Below are 17,988 nucleotides of genomic sequence, written 5' to 3'. Positions count from 1 at the left end.
GCATCTGCGTGCTGCTCCTCGTCGCCGGCATGGAGACCAGCATCAACCTCGTCGGCAACGGCATCCTCGCGCTGCTGGACCACCCCGACCAGCTCGAACTACTACGCCACCAGCCCAAACTCGCCGGCCCGGCCATCGAAGAAATCCTCCGCTACGACACGCCAACCCAGTTCACCATGCGGGTCGCCCTCACCGACACCACAATCGGTGACCGCCACTTCCACCGCGGCGACGGTGTCATCGTGCTGATGGGATCCGCCGACCGAGACACCGAGGTCTTCACCGAACCCGACCGACTCGACGTCACCCGCTACGCCCCGATCGGCCGCTCCCCCCGCCACCTCGGCTTCAGCCTCGGAGCGCACTACTGCCTCGGGGCACCCCTCGCCCGCCTCGAGGCATCAACCGCCATCAGAACCCTGCTACAGCGCGCACCTGGACTGCGGCTCGCCACCAACGAACCCCTCTCCTACCAGCCAAGCATCATCCACCGAGGCCTGACCTCCCTACCCGTCGAACTGACCCCCGACGCGGCCTGATCCCACACCTCACCTCGACCGCAGACCGAGCCACACAGCCCGCTGGTGGGCATCCGGACAAGCCCTGCGGTGGTCCGGTTCTCTCGATGCCTCGCCCTCACCGAGGGCTGCGGGCCGGATCGTAGATCAGGGCCACCACCGTCCAGCCCTGAGAAGCGCGGAAACTACTGACCGGCCGGCAGATGCCGCATTGACAAGATTGTCTTTAAGAGGCTTGGCGAGGTAGCTGTTCGTCGTCCTCTATCGCCGCGTTGACGATGGTCGTCGCCTGGCTGACGCGGCGTCCGACCTCGTCGGCCCGCTGCTGGGAGAGCGCCCGCAGCGGATGGACGCCGACGCTCACCGTGACCTGGCCGGTGTGTCGGTCGAACACGGGCGCGGCGATGGCCGTGACGGGCCGCCGGTCACCGTCGCCCCCGTCGCCGGCCTGGAATCCGAGGGTGGTGATCTCAGCCAGGAGCCCGTCGACCATGCGTCGCACAGGCCGGGTTGTCGGGTCGTCGTGGAGGGTGGTCATGAGCCTTGCCGCCTGTGCCATGGCGGGGCCCATGCGCTCGACGCTGAACCCGCGTTCGCGGGTGGCCGTGAGCAGGCTGCCGAGCCGGTCGGCCAGCGCGGGGTCTGTGATCGCGCCGCGTTCCATCCAGGCGCGGCGCCCCTCGCCGTCCTCCCACGCGGCGAAGGTCACGCCGAAGGGTGCCGCGAACGGGAGACGGTCTCCGGCCGCGACGTCGGCGACCTGGCAGGGGCCCAGTTCGAAGGTCGTGATGACCAGCTCGTCGCCGACGCGCTCGGTCACCGCCGCGGGATAGCCGAGGTCGTTCGCGAGCTGGCGGACGACGGCCTGGGCGGCCTGGCGGCGGGAGCGCTGGGCGGTGGCCCGCGCCGCCGCCGCTCCGAGGGCGGGACCGAGGCTGAAGGTCCTGTTGATCGGATCGCGGACGGCCCAGCCGCGTTCGCAGAGCGTCACCATGATCGCGTGCGCGGTCGCCTGGGTCAGGTCGAGGTCACGGACGAGGTCACGCAGGCGCGGCGGCTGCCCGGCCCGCCGGGCCAGGAGCTCGAGCACGTCGAGCACCCGCGCCGTCGGCGGCGATGCGGCATTCGGCACGACTTGACCTTCCTCCCCCACCCACCCTACGTTGTCGAAAGAACGACGATATCTCATCGAATGTTCGACAATCTGCACCTGTCCAGTCGGTCCCATGCTCCTGGTGCGGGCCGGGATGGGCTCAACCGTGCGGTCGCGCCCGGATCAGCGCAACCTCGGCAACACCACCCGCGCGGCGGGGCGATCACACCGAAGCGGAGGCGAGACACCATGCGACCCGAACTGATCAACACCCAGAGGAGAGGACGCAAGATCGCCCTCACCGCCGACGAGATCGACACTCCGCTCGCCGAGCAGCGGGTGTGCCGGGTCGCGACGCCGACCTCCAGCGGCACGCCGCACGTCAGCCCGCTGTGGTTCGTCTGGGACCACACCTCACTGTGGCTGTACTCCGTCGTGCGCAGCAGCGGTGGGCCGACCTGCTGCGAGACCCGCGGGCCGCCGTCGTCGACAGACGCGTTCTTCGACCGCCGACCACCCGTCTGGACGGCCCGCTGACCGCGGCAGGCCCGGCCCGGACACCACGAGAACCGAACATCCCGAAGATGACGAGAACCAGGTGCACATGAGCCATCCCGACGGCAAGATCGTGCTGGTCACCGGCGGCGCGAGCGGCTTCGGCCGGGAGATCACCACCCAGCTCGCCCACGGTGGCGCGACCCCGGTCGCGCTCGACATCAACGCCGCGGGCGCCGAGGAACTAGCGGCCTCCCTCACCGCGGCGGGCCACCCGGCCCGCGGCGTGGGCCTGGACGTGCGTGACCGCCAGGCGTTCGCCGACGTCGTCGACCAGGTCGTGGCGGACTACGGGCGCGTCGACGTGCTCGTCAACAACGCCGGCATCATGCCCCTGGCCCACTTCTCCGACCACAAGCGGGCCGCGGACGCCTGGGACCGGTGCATCGACATCAACCTCAAGGGAGTGCTGCACGGCATCTACGCCGTCCACGACCACATGCTCCGCCAGGGCGGCGGCCACATCCTCAACCTCTCCTCGGTGTACGGCAACGCGGGGATCGCCGGAGCGGCGGTCTACGGCGCGACCAAGGCCGCGGTCGCGACCGTGTCGAACGCGCTGCGCGTCGAGAGCCAGGGCCGCATCAAGGTGACGATCGTCCGCCCCAGCGGCGTGCTGGGCACCAACCTCTTCACCGAGATCCTCGACTTCAACGCCGTCGCGGCCCTCGCCGCGCACCGCGGTCCTGTCCTCCAGGAGCACATCCAGCAGTTCGCCGGCGGCACGCTGCCCACCGAGATGTCCGACCCGCACAACGCCCGCTACTGGTCGCTGACCGCCCCCCAGGTCGCGGCGGAGATCGTCCGCCTCATCGACCAGCCGCTGGGCGTGGCCATCACCGATGTGACCCTGCGAGCCACTGGAGAGGACTATGTCTTCTGACACCGGCACCGACCTCGCCGCCGACCCGAGCGACCAGCCGGCCAGCGGCCGGAGCCCGCTCGAACGCACGCTCGAGGAAACCCTCGGCCTGTTCGGCAGCCTGACTACCGAGGAGCTGGAAGCCCCGTCCGCCTGCGACGGCTGGACGGTCCACACGACCCTCGCGCACCTCACCCTCAGTGTGGCCGGATTCGCCGGGCTGCTGCCGCTCACCCCATACGAGCAGGAGCTGGAGTTCGAAGCCGCGGTCGACGCCCACACCCGGGAGGTCGCCGCGCGGCCGACCGCGGAACTCCTGGACATCGTGCGGTCGTCGGTGCCAGCCGTACTGGCCACCTTCGGTGGACTGACCGACGAACTCGCCACCATGCCCGTGAACATGGGCACCGCCGGCAGCTACCCGCTGGCCAGCATCGCCGACGCCATCGTCTTCGACCACACCTGCCACACCCGCTGGGACGTCCTCGCGCCCCGCGGACCGATCCAGCGCACCCTGCCCGACCTCGACGGCGAACGCCTGACGGCGGCGAACCGCTGGCTCATCGGCGGCATACCGCAGATGACCACCGACCACTTCCGCGAGCTGCTCACCGACCCGATGGCCATCGTCCTGACAGGACCAGGCGGCACAGCCATCCGGGTCCTCCCGCACGCGGCCTCGGTCGAGAACCACGGCGACGCCTCGGCGGTGGACGACCAGGCCCGGGCAACGGTACGCACCAGCGCCACCGACTTCATCCTCTGGGCAACCGGCCGCGAACCACGGCACAACCGGGTCGAGACCACCGGCGACACCGCGTACGCGAACACCGTGCTCGACGCCTTCCGCGTCTACTGACCTCAGCCGACGCGGCCATACCCCTCCGGTACGGGTGAACGCCGCCGGCACCCGGCGCGGCTCGCTGGCCGGCCTGGTCCGCCTCCGTTCCGGCCAGCGACCCCACCTGCCTTTACCGCGGCTGCCCCGGCGAACAGAAAGCTCCCGCTCATGACCCGTCAGCGCGGGAAACCCGCCGCCAGCCGCTCGCGGGCCGAACGCGGGTGCGGTGTGGCGACACGCGGAAGAAGACGGTCGTCTCAAGGAACTGGGCGGGCGGGCTGGGCCAGATCGCTGCCAGCTCCACCAACGCGACCTTCGGGCCGTGTCGGTCCGGCAGGCTGAGGAAAAGCCTCCATCCCGGCGGTGCCGCCAGGAGGCCGGGAACGCGTGCCTCAGAGGAGTCCTGTTGGAGGAATCTGTACCGTCTGGATGCGTCGTACGCCCTTCTTCAGAACGGTGACGTCGCCGGTCGCCCGCGCTCGGCAGGCGAGTCCTACCCGGCTGAGATCGCGCCGCCGGGCGCCGGGGAGGCGATGCTCGAGGGCTTCCTGTTCCTCGTCGTCGGCGGGGGTGAGGTGCTCGGCGCCGCTGAGCACCTCGACGTGGCAGACGGTGCACGTGGCCTGGCCGTGGCAGGTGGTGGGCCAGTAGTACCCGAGACGCCACGCCGCCTCGATGATCGTCTCTCCTGGATCCAGTGGCAGGTCGGCGCCGAGAGGGTCGACGCGCACCACCGGCCCCGGTCGCCGTCCACCCTCCTGCCCGGTCACAGAACACCGTCCGAAGCGGGCATCGAGGGTCACCTCAGCGGTCGACGAGCGGGGCGGACGGCGGAGCCGGGTACATTGCGTCACCCCGCGACGCGTTCGCCGGAGGCGACGAGCGCGGCATGCTTCATGCCGATGTAGGAGAACACGAAACTGCCACCGATGCTGGCACCCGCGCCCGGGTAGGTGCGGCCCATCACCGACGCGGTGCAGTTCCCGGCGGCGTAGAGACCGGGGATGGGCTCGTGGTTGGTGTCGAGCACGCGGGCGTAGGTCAGCCGAAGCAGCACAACCTGGCATCCTCGCCCAGCGCCCTGCCCCGGCCGGGCGAGGGCCGGACGCTGGAGGGGTCACGATCAGCCCCTACGGGCGCGACTGCCCTGACCAGCGCGGATTGGATTTCGGGACGCACAACCTCACCTGGTCCGGGCGAGGCTCAGGATCACGATGTCCGGGCTGTCGCGCCGACGGGACTGGACGACGAGGGACCGGCGTTCGGACGGCTCGCGCTCCACGATGCCGGATCCCGGCTCGGTCCGGTGAAGTTCTTGCGAGGGCATCTTGCGTACTGTACGGTACGGTACTTAGCTTGGAATAACGAGCGTTCCGGCCGTCCCGACAAAGAAAGAACTGCCATGCAACGCTTCGCCGACAGCACCACCTCTCTGTCGCGTAATCACTGGTACATCGCCGCCCTCGCGGACGAACCGACCACGGCTCCGATCGAGCGCCAGTTATTAGAGCGCAGCGCGCTCCAGATGCGCCGAGCCGACGGAACGCCCGTCGCGCTGTCGAACCGGTGTCCCACCACTCGTTCCCACCCGCGAAGGGCAAAGTCGACAACGATTATTTCTGGGCCGTCTCGCGTGACGGCGCGACCAGTGACGACGCGATCTCCGACGAGGTCCGGCGCACCCAGCGCTACGTGTTCCACCAGGACGTAGGAAGAATGCGCTGGATCGAACAGCTCTGCGACGGCGACGGCGACGGCGTCCATGAGACCAGCGTCGCCGGGACCGGCCCGGCCTGCCGCTGCGCCGCCACCTCGCCCTGATGGCCGAGCAGGAGGCCCGGCCGGTCGGTATGCCGGAGCTCGTGGCGTGACCGCCGGAGCCGGCACACCCTGCTCCCGCTATGCAGGGCGCACGTCCGGGCCACCGGCCGGCCACCGGGACACACCGTGAAGGAAAAAGTGGACGGCGTCCACGATGCTCTCCCGGATCTCATCTCCGGTCGGCAGAGTCGGCGCCCCGGTCAGCAGGCGCATCTGGGCGTCGCCGAGCATCGCCTGATAGAGCTGCGCGGCGGCTTTGACCGGATCCGGCAACGCTATGAGGCCGGCGTCGCAAGCCTGCCGCAGATATCCGCCGAGAACGGCCTGGCCGACCGCTGGTCCGTGTTCGAAAAAAGCCGCCCCCAGACCCGGGACGCGTTCGGCCTCGGCGGTGACGAGCCGATGCAGCGCGATCGACGCCGGGCTGAGTGCGACGGTCGCGAAGTGCCCGCCCAGCGCGATCAGCGTCGACGTCAGGTCCGCGTCGCCGGGAGTGAACGAGCGCAGCGGAGCCAACCGTTCGTCAAGAAGGCTCTCGACCGCGGCGCGAAATAGCTCGGTCTTGTCACCGAAATGTTTGTACATCGTCGACTTCGACCCGCCGACCTCGGCGAGCACGTCCTCCATCGTCACACCGGCGTACCCGCGCGCTGTGAACAGCTCGCCGGCCGCCCGCAGGAGAGCCTTCCGATAGTCCACCGCCTTCATCCTCGACACGAATCCCATGCTAGCCGCCGCGACGAATGTCGACGGCCAACGAGGTGCCACCCACGGCCGTCCTGACGGCGCTCACCCGGCCCGGACCTCCGTCGGCGCCCGCGACCGGGCGGCCGCGGCCTCCGAAAACTAGATCGACTCGTCCGGAGCTCGGAGCGCCGTCCCGAGCCCCGGAAAGCGTCCCGGCTCGACATCGCGCGCTCATTTCCGCACCGATTCCGCTACCGGCGCTCCGAAGTGGGCGTGGCCCACCGGAACACCGCGCATACCGCCAACCTCGCCCGGCGGACCCACCCAGGGCGCGACGAGGATCGCGGCCCCAGACGTGAGAGGAAAAATCCGTGAGAACTACTCGACGAATTTTCGGCCTGACCGCGCGGCGCCAAGCACGCACGAGAGTCGTCTTATTATCGGCGCTGGCCGCGCTTCTGCCGGCCGCGGCCTGCGGCTCCTCCGGCTCGACGTCGGGCGACCAGCCACCGACGTCCAGCCCGGCTTCAACCCGTGGCGATGTCGCGGCCATTGTCAGAGAGCTGTCCCAGCCGCTGCCGGCCTACCCGGTCCCGACGACGCCGTTGGAAGGGGTCACGCAGCTGCGCGGAAAGGTTGTCTACTTCATCCCCATCACCCGGCAGGCGCCGCAGCTCAACGTGACCGGAAAGGCGCTGACCGAAGCGCTCGGCTCGGTCGGGATCGAGGTGCAGATCTGCGACGGCAAGGCGAACCCGTCCGATATCTCGGCGTGCGTCAACCAGGCGACCGGCGCGCGCGCGGGCGCGATCATCACCGACTCGGTCCCCTACGCGCTGGCCGCCAACAGCTTCGCGGCCGCGCAGGCGAAGAACATTCCGGTCCTCGTCACCGACCAGATCCCCGACCCCGCGCACCCGGTCAGCCCCAAGCTCGGATACCTGGAAGGTTCCGGCACGAAGGGGCTGCTGGCCATCGCCGACTGGATCATCGCCGACTCTGGCGGGAAGGCGACGGTGGTCATCAACGTCGCCACCGACACCGCCTCGACCCAGGCCTACGTGGCCGCCGCGCAGAAGGAGTTCAGCGCTCGCTGCCCCAGCTGCAAGGTCACGCTCAACAAGATCTCGTCGGCGAACTTCCAGCTGATCGCGCCATCGACCAGCTCGGCGATCCTCTCGACTCCCGGCGTGAACTACGTGGTCTCCGAGTTCGAGGTGTACCTGCAGCCGACGTTCGCCGGTGTCCAGCAGTCCGGTCGGGCTGCCGCCATCAAGGGGGTGTCCACGGCCGCTCAGATCAACGGCCTGCAGATGCTGGCGGCCGGGACGTTCCTGCACATGGACGTCGGTCAGGCCGCGGCCTACCAGGGCTGGGCGGACGCGGACGCCGCGCTCCGGATGATGCTGGGCAAGGAGCTTCCGAGCTATGACATTCCCGTCCGGATCTTCACGCGGGACAACATCAAGGACATCTCCGTCACCACCGCGGCGGAGGCCTCGGGCGAGTGGTACGGGCCGACCGACTTCCCAGCGAAGTTCAAGACTCTCTGGGGACTGAGCTGAGCACCTGACCGCGAGCCACCCACTCCGGGCGGGATCGGTGGCCTCCTTGCCGGTCAGGACAGCCGATCGGGCAGGGAGGTCGGGAACCTGCCCAGCTCCATGACGACAACGACAAGAGGTCCAGGGGTGTTCGGCGCGCCGCCGCGGCGCGCCGAACACCGCCAGGCCAGGCCGGCGGCCACGGAGTTCCGACCGGGCCACCCACGTCAACACGGAGCGGCGGCGTTGGCAGGTCGCCGACGCTCACCTCAGCACGTCGCGGGCGCGGATACGGGGAGACGCCGAACAGGCGGCGGTACACGCGGTTGATCTGGACGGGGCCGTCGTAACCGACGAGATATCCCATACCGGTGACGTCGCCCGCGCGGGCAACTAACGGTGAAAGGATCGTCATGTGCTTTACAGATTGCTGTGCCGGGCTGCACGCTCCCTCGCGGCGTTCAATTCTGCGGACGGTGGCGGGTATGGCCGGGGCGGCCACGACCGGGGTTCTCGCCGCGGGTTTCCCAACGCAGGCCGCGGCGACGCCCGCGGCCTCCTCGTTACAAACCGCGACCGCCAGTGGTAAAGGCACCCATCTGGTGCTGCTCGGCACGGGCGGCGGCCCGCTGCCGGTAGCGGGACGGGCGGGTATCTCCTCCGCGCTGGTGGTCAACGGCAAGACCTACGTCATCGACTGCGGGCGCGGTGCCGTGACCCAGTTCATGCAGGCCGGGCTCGACATGAAGTCGCTGTCGGGTATCTTCCTCACTCACCTGCACGCCGACCACACCGTCGACTACTTCTCCTTCCCGCTCCTCGGCGGCACAGCCTCGATCAAGTTTGAGAACACGCTGGAGGTGTACGGACCCGGATCCCCGGGCGCATTGAACAGCCAGAGCGGCAGGGAGGTCACCTGGTTCAGTCCCGGCAACCCGTTCCCCGGTACCGCCGACCTGACCCGGCTGGCGGCCGAGGCATGGGCCTATGCCACCAACTCCTTTACGGCCGAGGGCATCGGTGTGCCACCGGCCGGCCTGTTACACGTCCACGAGATCGCCCTGCCCGACGTCGGTGCCACGGTAACCAACACAGCCCCCTCGATGACCCCTTTCGCCGTCATGGAGAACGACGACATGAAGGTGACGGCGACCTTGGTGCCGCACGGCGCGGCATTCCCGTCATTCGCCTACCGTTTCGAGACCGCCGCGGGATCTGTCGTCTTCTCCGGCGACACCGCGCCCACGGCGAACATTCCGGTCCTGGCAAAGGACGCGAACGTACTGGTACATGAGGTCATCGACCTCTCGTGGTTCAAGGACCAAGGCTACCCAGCCGCATTGGTCACTCACCTGCAAGAGGTTCACACCCCTATCTCCGAGATCGGCCGGATCGGAGCCGAGTCCGGCGCCAGGAAGGTTGTGCTGACACATTTCGGCCCCAACGACCCGAAGGCTCGCTCCGAGCAGTGGTGGGCCGCACAGGCCCGAGCCAGCGCCAAGAACGGCGGCTACAAAGGTCCGGTTGTGGTCGGAAAGGACCTTCTGTCCCTGACGGTATGACAAAGTCAAAGACTGTTTGACCTTTACACTGCCGCGCCGGATCCCCTGGAGCTGCCGAAAAACAGCTTCCTGTGTTTGGGTGGCACCTGGGGATGGCGGAAAGGGAGAAGGATCCGCGGCGGGCGCCGCGCTGCCGGCGCTGGTCGAGCCAGACCTGCGTAGGGACCCGAGTCCCCGCCACGGCGGACGGTGAGATCGGCCCGGGCGTTGGCGGCCGAGCTGACCCGGTCCGGACACCCGGTCGGAGCCGACACCGTGACCGGGCTGCTCAGGGCCAGAGGTTCTCCCCGCGGGGCACGTCCCGGACGACCGAGGGCGCCCGACACCCGGGCCCGGACGGCCCGTTCCGCCATATCAACGACCGGGTGAAGGAGTTCACCGCGGCCCGACAGCCGGTGGTCAGCGTGGGCACCAGATCACTAGGTAGACCCTGAGGGCAGGGTGCGCGTGGGTTCCCCCAGCGCCCTTGCGACCGCAAGCCAAGAGCGGTACCGTACCGTACAGTACAGTTCCTGCCGTCGAGTTGTAGAACCCCTCCGCCCAATCCCGCGGCTTACTCAGCGGACCACCTTCTCGTCGCGAGGATCCCAGGACGTCAGGTCTTGGGCCGAGTTCTCCGGCGAGGCAACCGCTTGGTGGGCGGATGGACTGCACCATCGACCTCCGACCTCGTGTCCTTGTTCATCGTCGGGCAAGGCCGAGCACACGGCGACGACTGGAAGGATGTCCCATGGCGAGTCTCGAGGACGCGATTCGTGAGGCCGGCGATCCGCTGACGCTGATGCGCAGCGGGCGGTCGGGAGCATTCCCGTTCCCGATCCGGGCCGAGTTCACCAACTGGCGCGATGAGCAGGAGAGCTGGCGTACCACCGCCGCCCTGATGGACCTGTCGCACCACATGACCGACCTGACGGTCGACGGCCCCGATTGCTATCGCCTGCTGTCCGACTTAGGCGCAAACACCTTCAAGGGCTTCGGCCCGATGAAGGCCAAGCAGTTCATCGCCTGCAACCACGACGGCTACATGATCGGCGACTGCATCCTGTTCTGCCTGGCCGACAACGTGGTCCGGCTCGTCGGGCGACCACCGGCGCTCAACTGGGTGCAGTTCCACGCCGAGACCGGCGGCTACGACGTCACCTTGCGCCGCGACGAGCGCACCGCGCAGAACCCGCGTGGCCGGGAGCTGTTCCGCCTGCAGCTGCAAGGACCGAACGCGGCGCGGATCTTCGAGAAGGTCAACGGCGGCCCCATGCCCGATATCCCCTTCTTCACGATGGGCAAGTTCGCTGTCGGCAGCCACCAGGTCACCGCCCTCAACCATCGAATGTCGGGATTCCCCGGCCTGGAGTTCTTCGGGCCGTACGCGGAGATCGACGATGTCCGGGGCACGCTCCTCGAGGCCGGCGCGGAGTTCGGCGTCCGGCAGGTCGGCGGCCGCGCCTACGCCTCGGTGGCGACGGAGTCCGGCTGGATCGCCAGCACAGTGCCGGCGCTCTACACCGGGGACGACCTCAAGGCATACCGCGAGTGGCAGAACGCCAGGAGCTTCGAGGCGAACCTCTCGCTCGGCGGCAGCTTCGCCCCGGACAGGGTGCAGGACTACTACACGACACCCTGGGACCTCGGCTACGGTCACATCCTGAAGTTCGACCATGACTTCATCGGCCGCGACGCGCTGCAGCGGCGAAAGGGTGAGCCGCACCGCAGGAAGGCGTGGCTCGTCTGGGACCGCGACGATGTGGCCCGAATCTTCGCCAGCATGTACGAACCGGCCGACAAGCGGTTCAAGTACATCGACATGCCGGCGGCGTTCTACTCCGGGGCGCAGTTCGACCGGGTGGAGAAGGACGGACGCCTCGTCGGGGTGTCGACTCTGTGCAGCTACACGTCGAACGTGCGCGGCTGGATTTCGATCTGCATGATCGACGAGGATGGCGCGGCCTACGGTGACCACGTCGAGCTGGTCTGGGGTGAGCCGAACGGCGGCTCCGCCAATCCCACGGTGGAGCGGCACACGCAGACCACGATTCACGCCACCGTCGTGGATCGGCCGTTTCCTGCCGACAAGCGCTGAGCTGCGGTATCCGCGACGCGCGTGGGTGTGATGAGCCGGACGTGGCACCGCCCATCACCGCGTTGCCGCGTCCGCGGCCCGCGGCTGCGATGTCCGGAACCGGGTGCCGTTGAGGAACGTGTTCACCGCGTGGGTGATGCTCGACTCGATCTCCTGCGAGGTGGGCCGGTCGGCGGTATTCATCAGCAACCGCATCTGCAGCGAGCCCAGCATCGCCTGGTAGAGCTGGGATGCCGCCAGCACCGGGTCCGCGACTTCGATGACGCCTGCATCGCGTAGCGCGCCGAGGTAGCGGCCGAGGATGGCGTTACCGACCGCGGGACCGTGTTGGAAGAACGTCTGCCCCAGCCCGTCGACCCGTTCCACTTCCGACGTCACGAGACGATGGAGCGCAATGGCTCCGGGATCGAGCACGATCGCGGCAAAATGCCGTCCAAACTCCCGGAGAGTTTCGACGGGGTCGCCGCCGCTTGGATGAAAGGAGGTCAAGGGTTGACTGCGCTCGTCGATAAGCATTTCCACGGCGGACCGAAACAGCTCGCTCTTGTCACTGAAATACTTGTATAGCGTCGCCTTCGAGCCACCCACGGCGGTCTGCACGTCATCCATGGTGACTCCCACAAACCCATTCGCGATGAAGAGCGCGGCCGCCTCGTGCAGTATCCGCGCCCTCCGGCGCCCACTATCCACCCGGGAAGTATAGCTTGACCACCGCATCAGGACCCGCGTGTCGTCCGCCACCTCACACCGATTCACCGCCAGTCACCTGGGCCGGCGGAGGCGCGAGACCGGCCGTATGCAAACCGAGCACGCTTCGGGGGACACAGACCTGTGCAGTGGACGACATAAGGAAGTGTGATGACAGCCCCAAGTCTTCAGGACGGCATCGACAGGGCCGGCTCGCCGTTACGCCTGCTGTGGAAGCCGGGCGCCGCGCCCTGGACGCCCGAGGTTGTCGAGCGCGAGTACGTGGGCTGGCGGCAGGAGCAGGCCGCCTGGCACGACGGGGTGGCCATCTCGGACCTGTCGCATCACATGTACGACATGGTGATCGAGGGGCCGGACGCGACCAGGCTGCTTGCCGCGGTGAGCGCGAACAACTACGAGACGTTCGCGATCGGCCAGGCCAAGCAGATCATCCCGGTGACGGCCGAGGGGTACATCGTCACCGACGGAATCCTGCTGCGCCGGGCCGAGCAGCGGTACACGCTCAGCGGCATTCCGGCGTCCCAGCACTGGGTGCGCTACCACGGTGAGCAGGGCGGCTATGACGTCACCTTCGCCACCGACCCGTCGTCGGCCTTCCGCGGTGGCGGCGACCCGAAGCTGTTCCGTTACCAGATCCAGGGACCGCTCGCGCGGCAGCTGGTCGAGCGCGCGTTCGGCGGGCCGCTGCCCGCGACCAGGTTCTTCCACTCCACGGCGGTCACGCTCGGCGGACGGAGCTTCCGCGCCCTGCGGCACGGCATGGCCGGACAGCCCGGTTACGAGTTCGTCGGTGACTGGGCGGACGGCGCGTACGTCAAGGAAATGCTGATGCGGGCCGGCGAGCCGTTCGGCCTCGTGCATGTCGGCGCGCTGGCTTACACCACGGCGTCCGTGGAGAGCGGCTGGATCCCTTCACCGACGCCCGCGATCTACACCGATCCGGACCTACTGGGCTACCGCCGCTGGCTGCCGCTGTTCGGGATCGAGGGACAGCGGCCGCTGCACGGCAGCTTCTACTCCGACGACATCGAGGATTACTACGTCACGCCGTACGAGCTCGGGTACGGCCGCCTGATCCGCCTGGACCGCGACTTCATCGGCCGCGACGCGCTGGAGAAGGCCAAGGACGCGGTCCGTTGGGCGAAGGTCACGCTGGTCTTCGACAACGACGACGTTCGCGCGGTGCTCGGCGACGAGCCGGGCTTCGTGCTCAGCTACGCCCGCCACCGTGTCGAGGCCGGCTCGGCGCTGGTCGGTACGACCTACCACATCGCTTCGTCACACCCGTACGGATCGATCATCGCGCTGTCGCTGGTCGACCGGGCGCACGCCGCGCCCGGCACCCGGGTGGAGGTCGTCTGGGGCGAGCATCCGGGCGCGGGGACACTGGCCGACGCCGATCTGGGATTCCCGCGCATCCGGGCCACCGTGCAGCCCGCGCCGTACAACGAGCACGCGCGCACCCGGTACCGCCACAACGACCAGTAACGACACATCCAGCAGTAACAAAACGGGCCGACCGGGTCAGCAAGTGTCACGACGTCGTCCGTTGCCAGTCGGCCGGCAGCGGACCTCCGTCTCACCGCCGCGCGGCGCGGCCAGCTGGCGAGCCTTCCCAGCGTGACGGCCGCGTCGCGGCGGCGAAGGGGGCCTGCGTCGCCCCCGGCACAGAACGGACACTGGAACCGAGGAGAACGATGACTTCCTTACCTGTCGAGCAGGCCGGGCGTCTCACCGCGCTGTTGCACGACGTATCCCTCGAAATGACCGGCAAGGACATTGAGGAACTCGAACTGGCGCGGGAGTCCATCCCAACAGGCACCCGCATCAACGTGACCTTCCTCGGCAACGAGGATCTACGGATGCGGCTGCTCGCCGCCAGTGCCGTCAAGGCATGCGGCTTTGTCCCGGTGCCGCATATCTCGGCCCGCCGGCTGGAGTCGCGGGCGTCGCTGGAGGTGTTTCTCGCGGCTCTGCAGGCCGACGGCACCGGCGAGCACGTCTTCGTCGTCGGCGGTGATCCGAGCACCCCACACGGGCCCTACGCGGACGCGTTATCGGTCATCCAGTCCGGTCTTCTGGAGCAGTATGGCGTCCGCCGTGCCAGCGTCGCCGGCTATCCCGAAGGCCACCCCGACATTCCTGACCAAGTTCTCTGGCCTGCCCTCCAGGACAAGCACGCGTCCCTGACCGAACGCGGCCTGGCCGGTGATGTCATCACGCAGTTCGGATTCGACGTCGACTCGGTCCTAGCCTGGGTCTCGGCGCTCCGCGAACGCGGCGTCGACGCGCCGGTCCGTATCGGCGTGCCCGGCCCGGCGGGGGTGCGGCGGCTGCTGCGCTACGCCGCGCGGTTCGGCGTCGGTACCAGTACCTCGATCGCGAAGAAATACGGCCTGTCGCTGACCAACCTCATGGGCACCGCCGGGCCCGACCACTTCCTGCGCACCCTCGCCACGGATTACGACCCGCGGCGGCACGGCGAGGTCAAGCTGCACTTCTACACCTTCGGCGGCCTGCGGACCACGTCGGAATGGATCGATCATCTTAGGAAAGAAGACTGACGTGACGGTAACCCAGGAAGCTTCCGCGCCGCGCACGTCACCGGCAACAACCAGGATCCAGGCATCGCTGATCGTGCACGGCCGTGACCAGACCGGCATCGTGGCGGCCGTCGGCTCGGTGCTCAGCCAGCACGGGGCGAACATCGTGTCGTTGGACCAGTACTCCGACGACCCTCAGGGCGGATCGTTCTTCCAGCGTACGGTCTTCAGTTCCGACCGGCTCAAGGCGATACTGCCCCAGATCGAGAAAGACCTGCGGGCGCGGTTCGCCAAAGGCTTCGAGCTGCATTACACGCTGCGGGACACGTCGATTCCCCAGCGCGTCGCCATCTTCGTTTCCAAGGCCGACCACTGCCTGCTCGACCTGCTCTGGCGGCACCGCGGCGGCGAGCTCCCGATCACCTTATCCATGGTCATCTCCAACCACACCGACGTCGCCGACGAGGTGCGCGCCTTCGGCATCCCGTTCTTCTTCGTACCGTCGGCCGGCCCGGACAAGTCCGCCGCCGAGGCCGAGCACCTTCGCCTGCTCCGCGGCAACGTGGACTTCGTCGTGCTGGCCCGCTACATGCAGATCCTCTCCGGCGACTTCATCACACGGGTCGGAGTGCCCATCATCAACATCCACCATTCCTTCCTCCCGGCCTTCATCGGCGCCGGCCCGTATGCCAAGGCAAAAGAACGCGGTGTGAAGCTCGTCGGCGCCACGGCGCACTACGTCACCGAGGACCTCGACGAGGGCCCGATCATCGAGCAGGACGTCGTCCGGGTCACCCACGCCGACACCGTCGCCGACCTGCAGCGCCGCGGCGCCGACGTCGAACGGCTCGTACTGTCCCGCGCCGTGCGCTGGCACAGCGAGGACCGCGTCATCCGCCATGCCAACCGCACCATCGTCTTCGCCTGAAAGCCTGGGGAGCCGATTCATGACCATGAAGATCGACGGCACGGCGATCGCGCGACGGGTTCGCGCTCAGGTCGCTGCCGACGTCGCGGCCGCCTTCCCCGAGCCAGACACCGCTCCGGGCCTGGCCACGATCCTCGTCGGCGACGACCCGGCCAGCGCCGTCTACATCGCGAGCAAGCGTCGCGCCGTCCGCGAGGCCGGCATGCGCGACCTGCACCGCTCCCTGGCAGCCGACGCCACCCAGACGCAGGTCGCTGCGGTCATCGACGAACTGGTCGCCGACCCGTCCGTCTCCGGCATCCTGCTGCAACTGCCGCTGCCTCCCCACCTCGACCCAGCTCCGCTCATCGACCGGATCCCGGCGGCCAAAGACGTCGACGGCCTCACCACCGAAAGCGCTGGCCTGCTCGCACGCGGTCTGTTCGGGCTGCGACCCTGCACACCCAGCGGCGTGATCGAGCTCCTGGACGCCGATGGCATCAAGATTGCCGGAAGGCACGCGGTCGTCGTCGGCCGATCCGCGCTGGTCGGTCACCCCATGGCCGAGATGCTGCTGCAGCGCGACGCCACAGTGACCATCGCGCATCGGCCGACCACGGACCTGCCGGCGGTGACCCGACTCGCGGACATCCTGGTCGTGGCGACCGGCGTGCGCGGCCTGATCGGGGCCGAGCACGTCAAACCCGGCGCCATCGTCATCGACGTCGGTATCCACCGCACGAAGACCGGGCTGACCGGCGACGTGCGCACCGCGGAGCTCGAGGGCATCGCCGACCGCGTCACCCCGGTGCCCGGCGGCGTCGGACCCATGACGATCGCCATGCTCATGGTCAACACGCTGCGCGCCGCTCAATGGGCCCAGCCACAGCCGTAGGCACGTCGCCGCCGCCCAGCGCCGCACTGGCGGTGATGGCCAGCAGAGTTGCGCGACGCACAAACCAGAACACGTCCCGCCCTTCCCGCAGAGAAGCCCCATGACGATTCCGCACCTCTGGGCTCGCTTCGACGACCTCGTCGCGGGCCGTGCCCTTGCCTTCCCGCCGCCGCACCAGGTACTCACGACCGAGCGCCCAGACGAGGTAGCCTCCGTGCTGGCCGAGGTAGAGCGCGCCACCGCGGCGGGTGCCTGGGCGTTCGGATACGTCTCCTACGAGGCAGCGCCGGGACTCGACCAGGGGCTGGCCGTGGCGCCGGTGTCGGCCGATGACCCGCCGTTGATCTGGTTCGGCCTGTGCGGCGATCCGGTCGAGGTCCCGCCGGTGCCCCCGCCGTCGGCGGCCCAAGGCCCCGCGCGGTGGACGCCGGACTGGACCGCCGGCGATCACGCGCGCGTCGTCGCCCGTGTACGCGAGCACATCGCGGCGGGAGAGACGTACCAGTGCAACGTCACCGACCGGCTGCGCGCCACCGTCGACGGAGACCCCTACCTCCTCTACGCCCGTCTCGCGCGCGCGCAGCTCGCGGCGTACAACGCCTACCTCGACCTCGGCCGGTTCGTCGTCATCAGTGCCAGCCCGGAACTGTTCTTCGACTGGGTCGGGGACCGCCTCTGGACGCGGCCCATGAAGGGCACCGCCGCGCGCGGTCGCACCCCCTCGGAGGACCGCGACCAGGCGCGACGGCTGCGGACAAGTCCCAAGGAGCTCGCCGAAAACGTCATGATCGTCGATCTGTTGCGCAACGACCTCGCCAAGGTCGCCCTCGTGGGCAGCGTCGAGGTCACGCAGTTGTTCGCCCTCGAGCGATACCCGACCGTCTGGCAGCTGACCTCCGAGATCACTAGCCGTCTGCATCCGGACCGCGGCCTCGTGGACATCTTCCGCGCGCTGTTCCCGTGCGGCTCGGTCACTGGCGCGCCGAAGCGGCGCAGCATGGAGGTAATCCGCGAAGTCGAGACTGGCCCGCGCGGGGTGTACTGCGGAGCGGTCGGTCTCGTCGCACCGCCGTCCGCGCCGTTCCGGGCCCGTTTCAACGTCGCGATCCGAACGGCGGTGGTCGACCGGCAAACGGCTTGCGGAGTGTACGGCGCCGGCGGAGGCATCACCTGGGATTCCCGGCCCGCCGCTGAGTGGACCGAACTCCTCGCCAAGGCGGCGGTGCTCACTCGAAGGGCCACGCACGCCGACCGTCGTGCCGATATCCCGGGCACTGCGCCCGTCAGCGGCCTCGTGACATGACGTACCGCACCGTACAGTTCACATCCCCGCCGGCGACCCGATCCATGACTGCTGACCTTCTCCGCGGCCATG

The 17,988-nt window shown here is 68.7% G+C and carries 16 protein-coding genes and 3 pseudogenes; 14 read left to right on the top strand and 5 right to left on the bottom strand.

Going from position 1 to position 17,988, the window contains the following annotated elements:
* Positions 1 to 539, top strand: a 539-nt coding sequence (locus BCD48_RS01440; protein ID WP_131803700.1) for a cytochrome P450, incomplete at its 5' end; no start/stop codon positions are given.
* A 205-nt stretch (positions 540 to 744) separates the two neighbouring features.
* Here BCD48_RS01440 and BCD48_RS01435 read toward each other — a convergent pair.
* Complete coding sequence (locus tag BCD48_RS01435) at positions 745 to 1,650, bottom strand: helix-turn-helix domain-containing protein (protein WP_083418020.1); 906 nt, start codon at positions 1,648 to 1,650, stop codon at positions 745 to 747.
* Between the two features lie 210 nt (positions 1,651 to 1,860).
* On the opposite strand from BCD48_RS01435, the pseudogene BCD48_RS53045 reads away from it, so the two are divergent.
* The 3 genes and pseudogenes from BCD48_RS53045 to BCD48_RS01420 form a co-directional block, all read left to right on the top strand.
* Positions 1,861 to 2,099, top strand: a pseudogene (locus tag BCD48_RS53045) (pyridoxamine 5'-phosphate oxidase family protein); the annotation flags it as partial.
* 116 nt (positions 2,100 to 2,215) lie between these two features.
* Positions 2,216 to 3,049 (top strand): SDR family oxidoreductase, encoded by an 834-nt coding sequence (locus BCD48_RS01425; RefSeq protein WP_071046377.1) that lies wholly within the window; start codon positions 2,216 to 2,218, stop codon positions 3,047 to 3,049.
* Positions 3,039 to 3,887 (top strand): maleylpyruvate isomerase N-terminal domain-containing protein, encoded by an 849-nt coding sequence (locus BCD48_RS01420; protein ID WP_071046376.1) that lies wholly within the window; start codon positions 3,039 to 3,041, stop codon positions 3,885 to 3,887. The genes BCD48_RS01425 and BCD48_RS01420 overlap by 11 nt, the downstream gene beginning before the upstream one ends.
* Before the next feature lie 374 nt (positions 3,888 to 4,261).
* Here the strand turns inward: BCD48_RS01420 and BCD48_RS01415 are convergent, their stop codons facing one another.
* Entirely contained in the window at positions 4,262 to 4,639 is a 378-nt protein-coding gene (locus BCD48_RS01415; RefSeq protein WP_241841433.1) for a 2Fe-2S iron-sulfur cluster-binding protein, read from the bottom strand.
* 80 nt (positions 4,640 to 4,719) lie between these two features.
* Positions 4,720 to 4,908: pseudogene (locus BCD48_RS01410) on the bottom strand (FAD-binding protein); the annotation flags it as partial.
* Positions 4,909 to 5,435: 527 nt separating this feature from the next.
* Between BCD48_RS01410 and BCD48_RS01405 the strand changes: the two are divergent.
* Positions 5,436 to 5,690, top strand: a complete 255-nt coding sequence (locus BCD48_RS01405; protein WP_071046374.1) for a hypothetical protein — start codon at positions 5,436 to 5,438, stop codon at positions 5,688 to 5,690.
* Positions 5,691 to 5,768: 78 nt separating this feature from the next.
* On the opposite strand, the gene BCD48_RS01400 is transcribed toward BCD48_RS01405, so the two are convergent.
* The gene (locus BCD48_RS01400) at positions 5,769 to 6,398 is read right to left on the bottom strand and encodes a TetR/AcrR family transcriptional regulator (protein ID WP_274536483.1); all 630 of its coding nucleotides are present in this window, start codon (positions 6,396 to 6,398) and stop codon (positions 5,769 to 5,771) included.
* 350 nt (positions 6,399 to 6,748) lie between these two features.
* Between BCD48_RS01400 and BCD48_RS01395 the strand changes: the two genes are divergently transcribed.
* The 4 genes and pseudogenes from BCD48_RS01395 to BCD48_RS01385 all read left to right on the top strand — a co-directional run bounded on the left by BCD48_RS01395 (position 6,749) and on the right by BCD48_RS01385 (position 11,560).
* The gene (locus BCD48_RS01395; RefSeq protein ID WP_241841432.1) at positions 6,749 to 7,942 is read left to right on the top strand and encodes a substrate-binding domain-containing protein; all 1,194 of its coding nucleotides are present in this window, start codon (positions 6,749 to 6,751) and stop codon (positions 7,940 to 7,942) included.
* A gap of 464 nt (positions 7,943 to 8,406) precedes the next feature.
* Positions 8,407 to 9,483 (top strand): MBL fold metallo-hydrolase, encoded by a 1,077-nt coding sequence (locus tag BCD48_RS01390; protein WP_157910403.1) that lies wholly within the window; start codon positions 8,407 to 8,409, stop codon positions 9,481 to 9,483.
* A gap of 32 nt (positions 9,484 to 9,515) precedes the next feature.
* Positions 9,516 to 9,899 (top strand): annotated as a pseudogene (locus BCD48_RS45210) (ISAzo13-like element transposase-related protein); the annotation flags it as partial.
* Positions 9,900 to 10,213: 314 nt separating this feature from the next.
* Positions 10,214 to 11,560: an aminomethyltransferase family protein gene (locus tag BCD48_RS01385; RefSeq protein WP_071046372.1), complete on the top strand. Its 1,347-nt coding sequence runs from the start codon at positions 10,214 to 10,216 to the stop codon at positions 11,558 to 11,560.
* Positions 11,561 to 11,614: 54 nt separating this feature from the next.
* Here the strand turns inward: BCD48_RS01385 and BCD48_RS01380 are convergent, their stop codons facing one another.
* Positions 11,615 to 12,277: a TetR/AcrR family transcriptional regulator gene (locus BCD48_RS01380; RefSeq protein WP_274536482.1), complete on the bottom strand. Its 663-nt coding sequence runs from the start codon at positions 12,275 to 12,277 to the stop codon at positions 11,615 to 11,617.
* A 141-nt stretch (positions 12,278 to 12,418) separates the two neighbouring features.
* Here BCD48_RS01380 and BCD48_RS01375 point away from each other — a divergent pair, with 141 nt between their 5' ends.
* From BCD48_RS01375 to pabB, 5 genes are all read left to right on the top strand, one after another.
* Positions 12,419 to 13,756 (top strand): aminomethyltransferase family protein, encoded by a 1,338-nt coding sequence (locus tag BCD48_RS01375; protein WP_071046371.1) that lies wholly within the window; start codon positions 12,419 to 12,421, stop codon positions 13,754 to 13,756.
* A 209-nt stretch (positions 13,757 to 13,965) separates the two neighbouring features.
* The gene (locus tag BCD48_RS01370) at positions 13,966 to 14,832 is read left to right on the top strand and encodes a methylenetetrahydrofolate reductase (RefSeq protein ID WP_071046370.1); all 867 of its coding nucleotides are present in this window, start codon (positions 13,966 to 13,968) and stop codon (positions 14,830 to 14,832) included.
* A 1-nt stretch (position 14,833) separates the two neighbouring features.
* On the top strand, positions 14,834 to 15,739 hold the full coding sequence (purU, locus tag BCD48_RS01365) for a formyltetrahydrofolate deformylase (protein ID WP_071046369.1): 906 nt from the start codon (positions 14,834 to 14,836) through the stop codon (positions 15,737 to 15,739).
* 19 nt (positions 15,740 to 15,758) lie between these two features.
* A complete protein-coding gene (locus tag BCD48_RS01360; RefSeq protein WP_071046368.1) occupies positions 15,759 to 16,613 on the top strand; it encodes a bifunctional 5,10-methylenetetrahydrofolate dehydrogenase/5,10-methenyltetrahydrofolate cyclohydrolase in 855 nt (284 codons plus the stop codon).
* A gap of 100 nt (positions 16,614 to 16,713) precedes the next feature.
* Positions 16,714 to 17,916 (top strand): aminodeoxychorismate synthase component I, encoded by a 1,203-nt coding sequence (pabB, locus tag BCD48_RS01355; protein ID WP_083418016.1) that lies wholly within the window; start codon positions 16,714 to 16,716, stop codon positions 17,914 to 17,916.
* Positions 17,917 to 17,988 lie beyond the last annotated feature (72 nt).

This window comes from Pseudofrankia coriaricola (assembly GCF_001854805.1).
Classification (GTDB): Bacteria; Actinomycetota; Actinomycetes; order Frankiales; family Frankiaceae; genus Pseudofrankia.
The sequence above is the reverse complement of the archived record's forward strand: the minus strand, read 5'-3'. Positions and strand labels throughout refer to the sequence as shown.

Coding starts and splice junctions, on each gene's coding strand:
- BCD48_RS01425 (WP_071046377.1), top strand. CDS start 2,216: ATGAGCCATCCCGACGGCAAGATCGTGCTGGTCACCGGCGGCGCGAGC.
- BCD48_RS01420 (WP_071046376.1), top strand. CDS start 3,039: ATGTCTTCTGACACCGGCACCGACCTCGCCGCCGACCCGAGCGACCAG.
- BCD48_RS01400 (WP_274536483.1), bottom strand. CDS start 6,398: ATGAAGGCGGTGGACTATCGGAAGGCTCTCCTGCGGGCGGCCGGCGAG.
- BCD48_RS01390 (WP_157910403.1), top strand. CDS start 8,407: ATGGCCGGGGCGGCCACGACCGGGGTTCTCGCCGCGGGTTTCCCAACG.
- BCD48_RS01385 (WP_071046372.1), top strand. CDS start 10,214: ATGGCGAGTCTCGAGGACGCGATTCGTGAGGCCGGCGATCCGCTGACG.
- BCD48_RS01380 (WP_274536482.1), bottom strand. CDS start 12,277: ATGCGGTGGTCAAGCTATACTTCCCGGGTGGATAGTGGGCGCCGGAGG.
- BCD48_RS01375 (WP_071046371.1), top strand. CDS start 12,419: ATGACAGCCCCAAGTCTTCAGGACGGCATCGACAGGGCCGGCTCGCCG.
- BCD48_RS01370 (WP_071046370.1), top strand. CDS start 13,966: ATGACTTCCTTACCTGTCGAGCAGGCCGGGCGTCTCACCGCGCTGTTG.
- BCD48_RS01360 (WP_071046368.1), top strand. CDS start 15,759: ATGACCATGAAGATCGACGGCACGGCGATCGCGCGACGGGTTCGCGCT.
- pabB (WP_083418016.1), top strand. CDS start 16,714: ATGACGATTCCGCACCTCTGGGCTCGCTTCGACGACCTCGTCGCGGGC.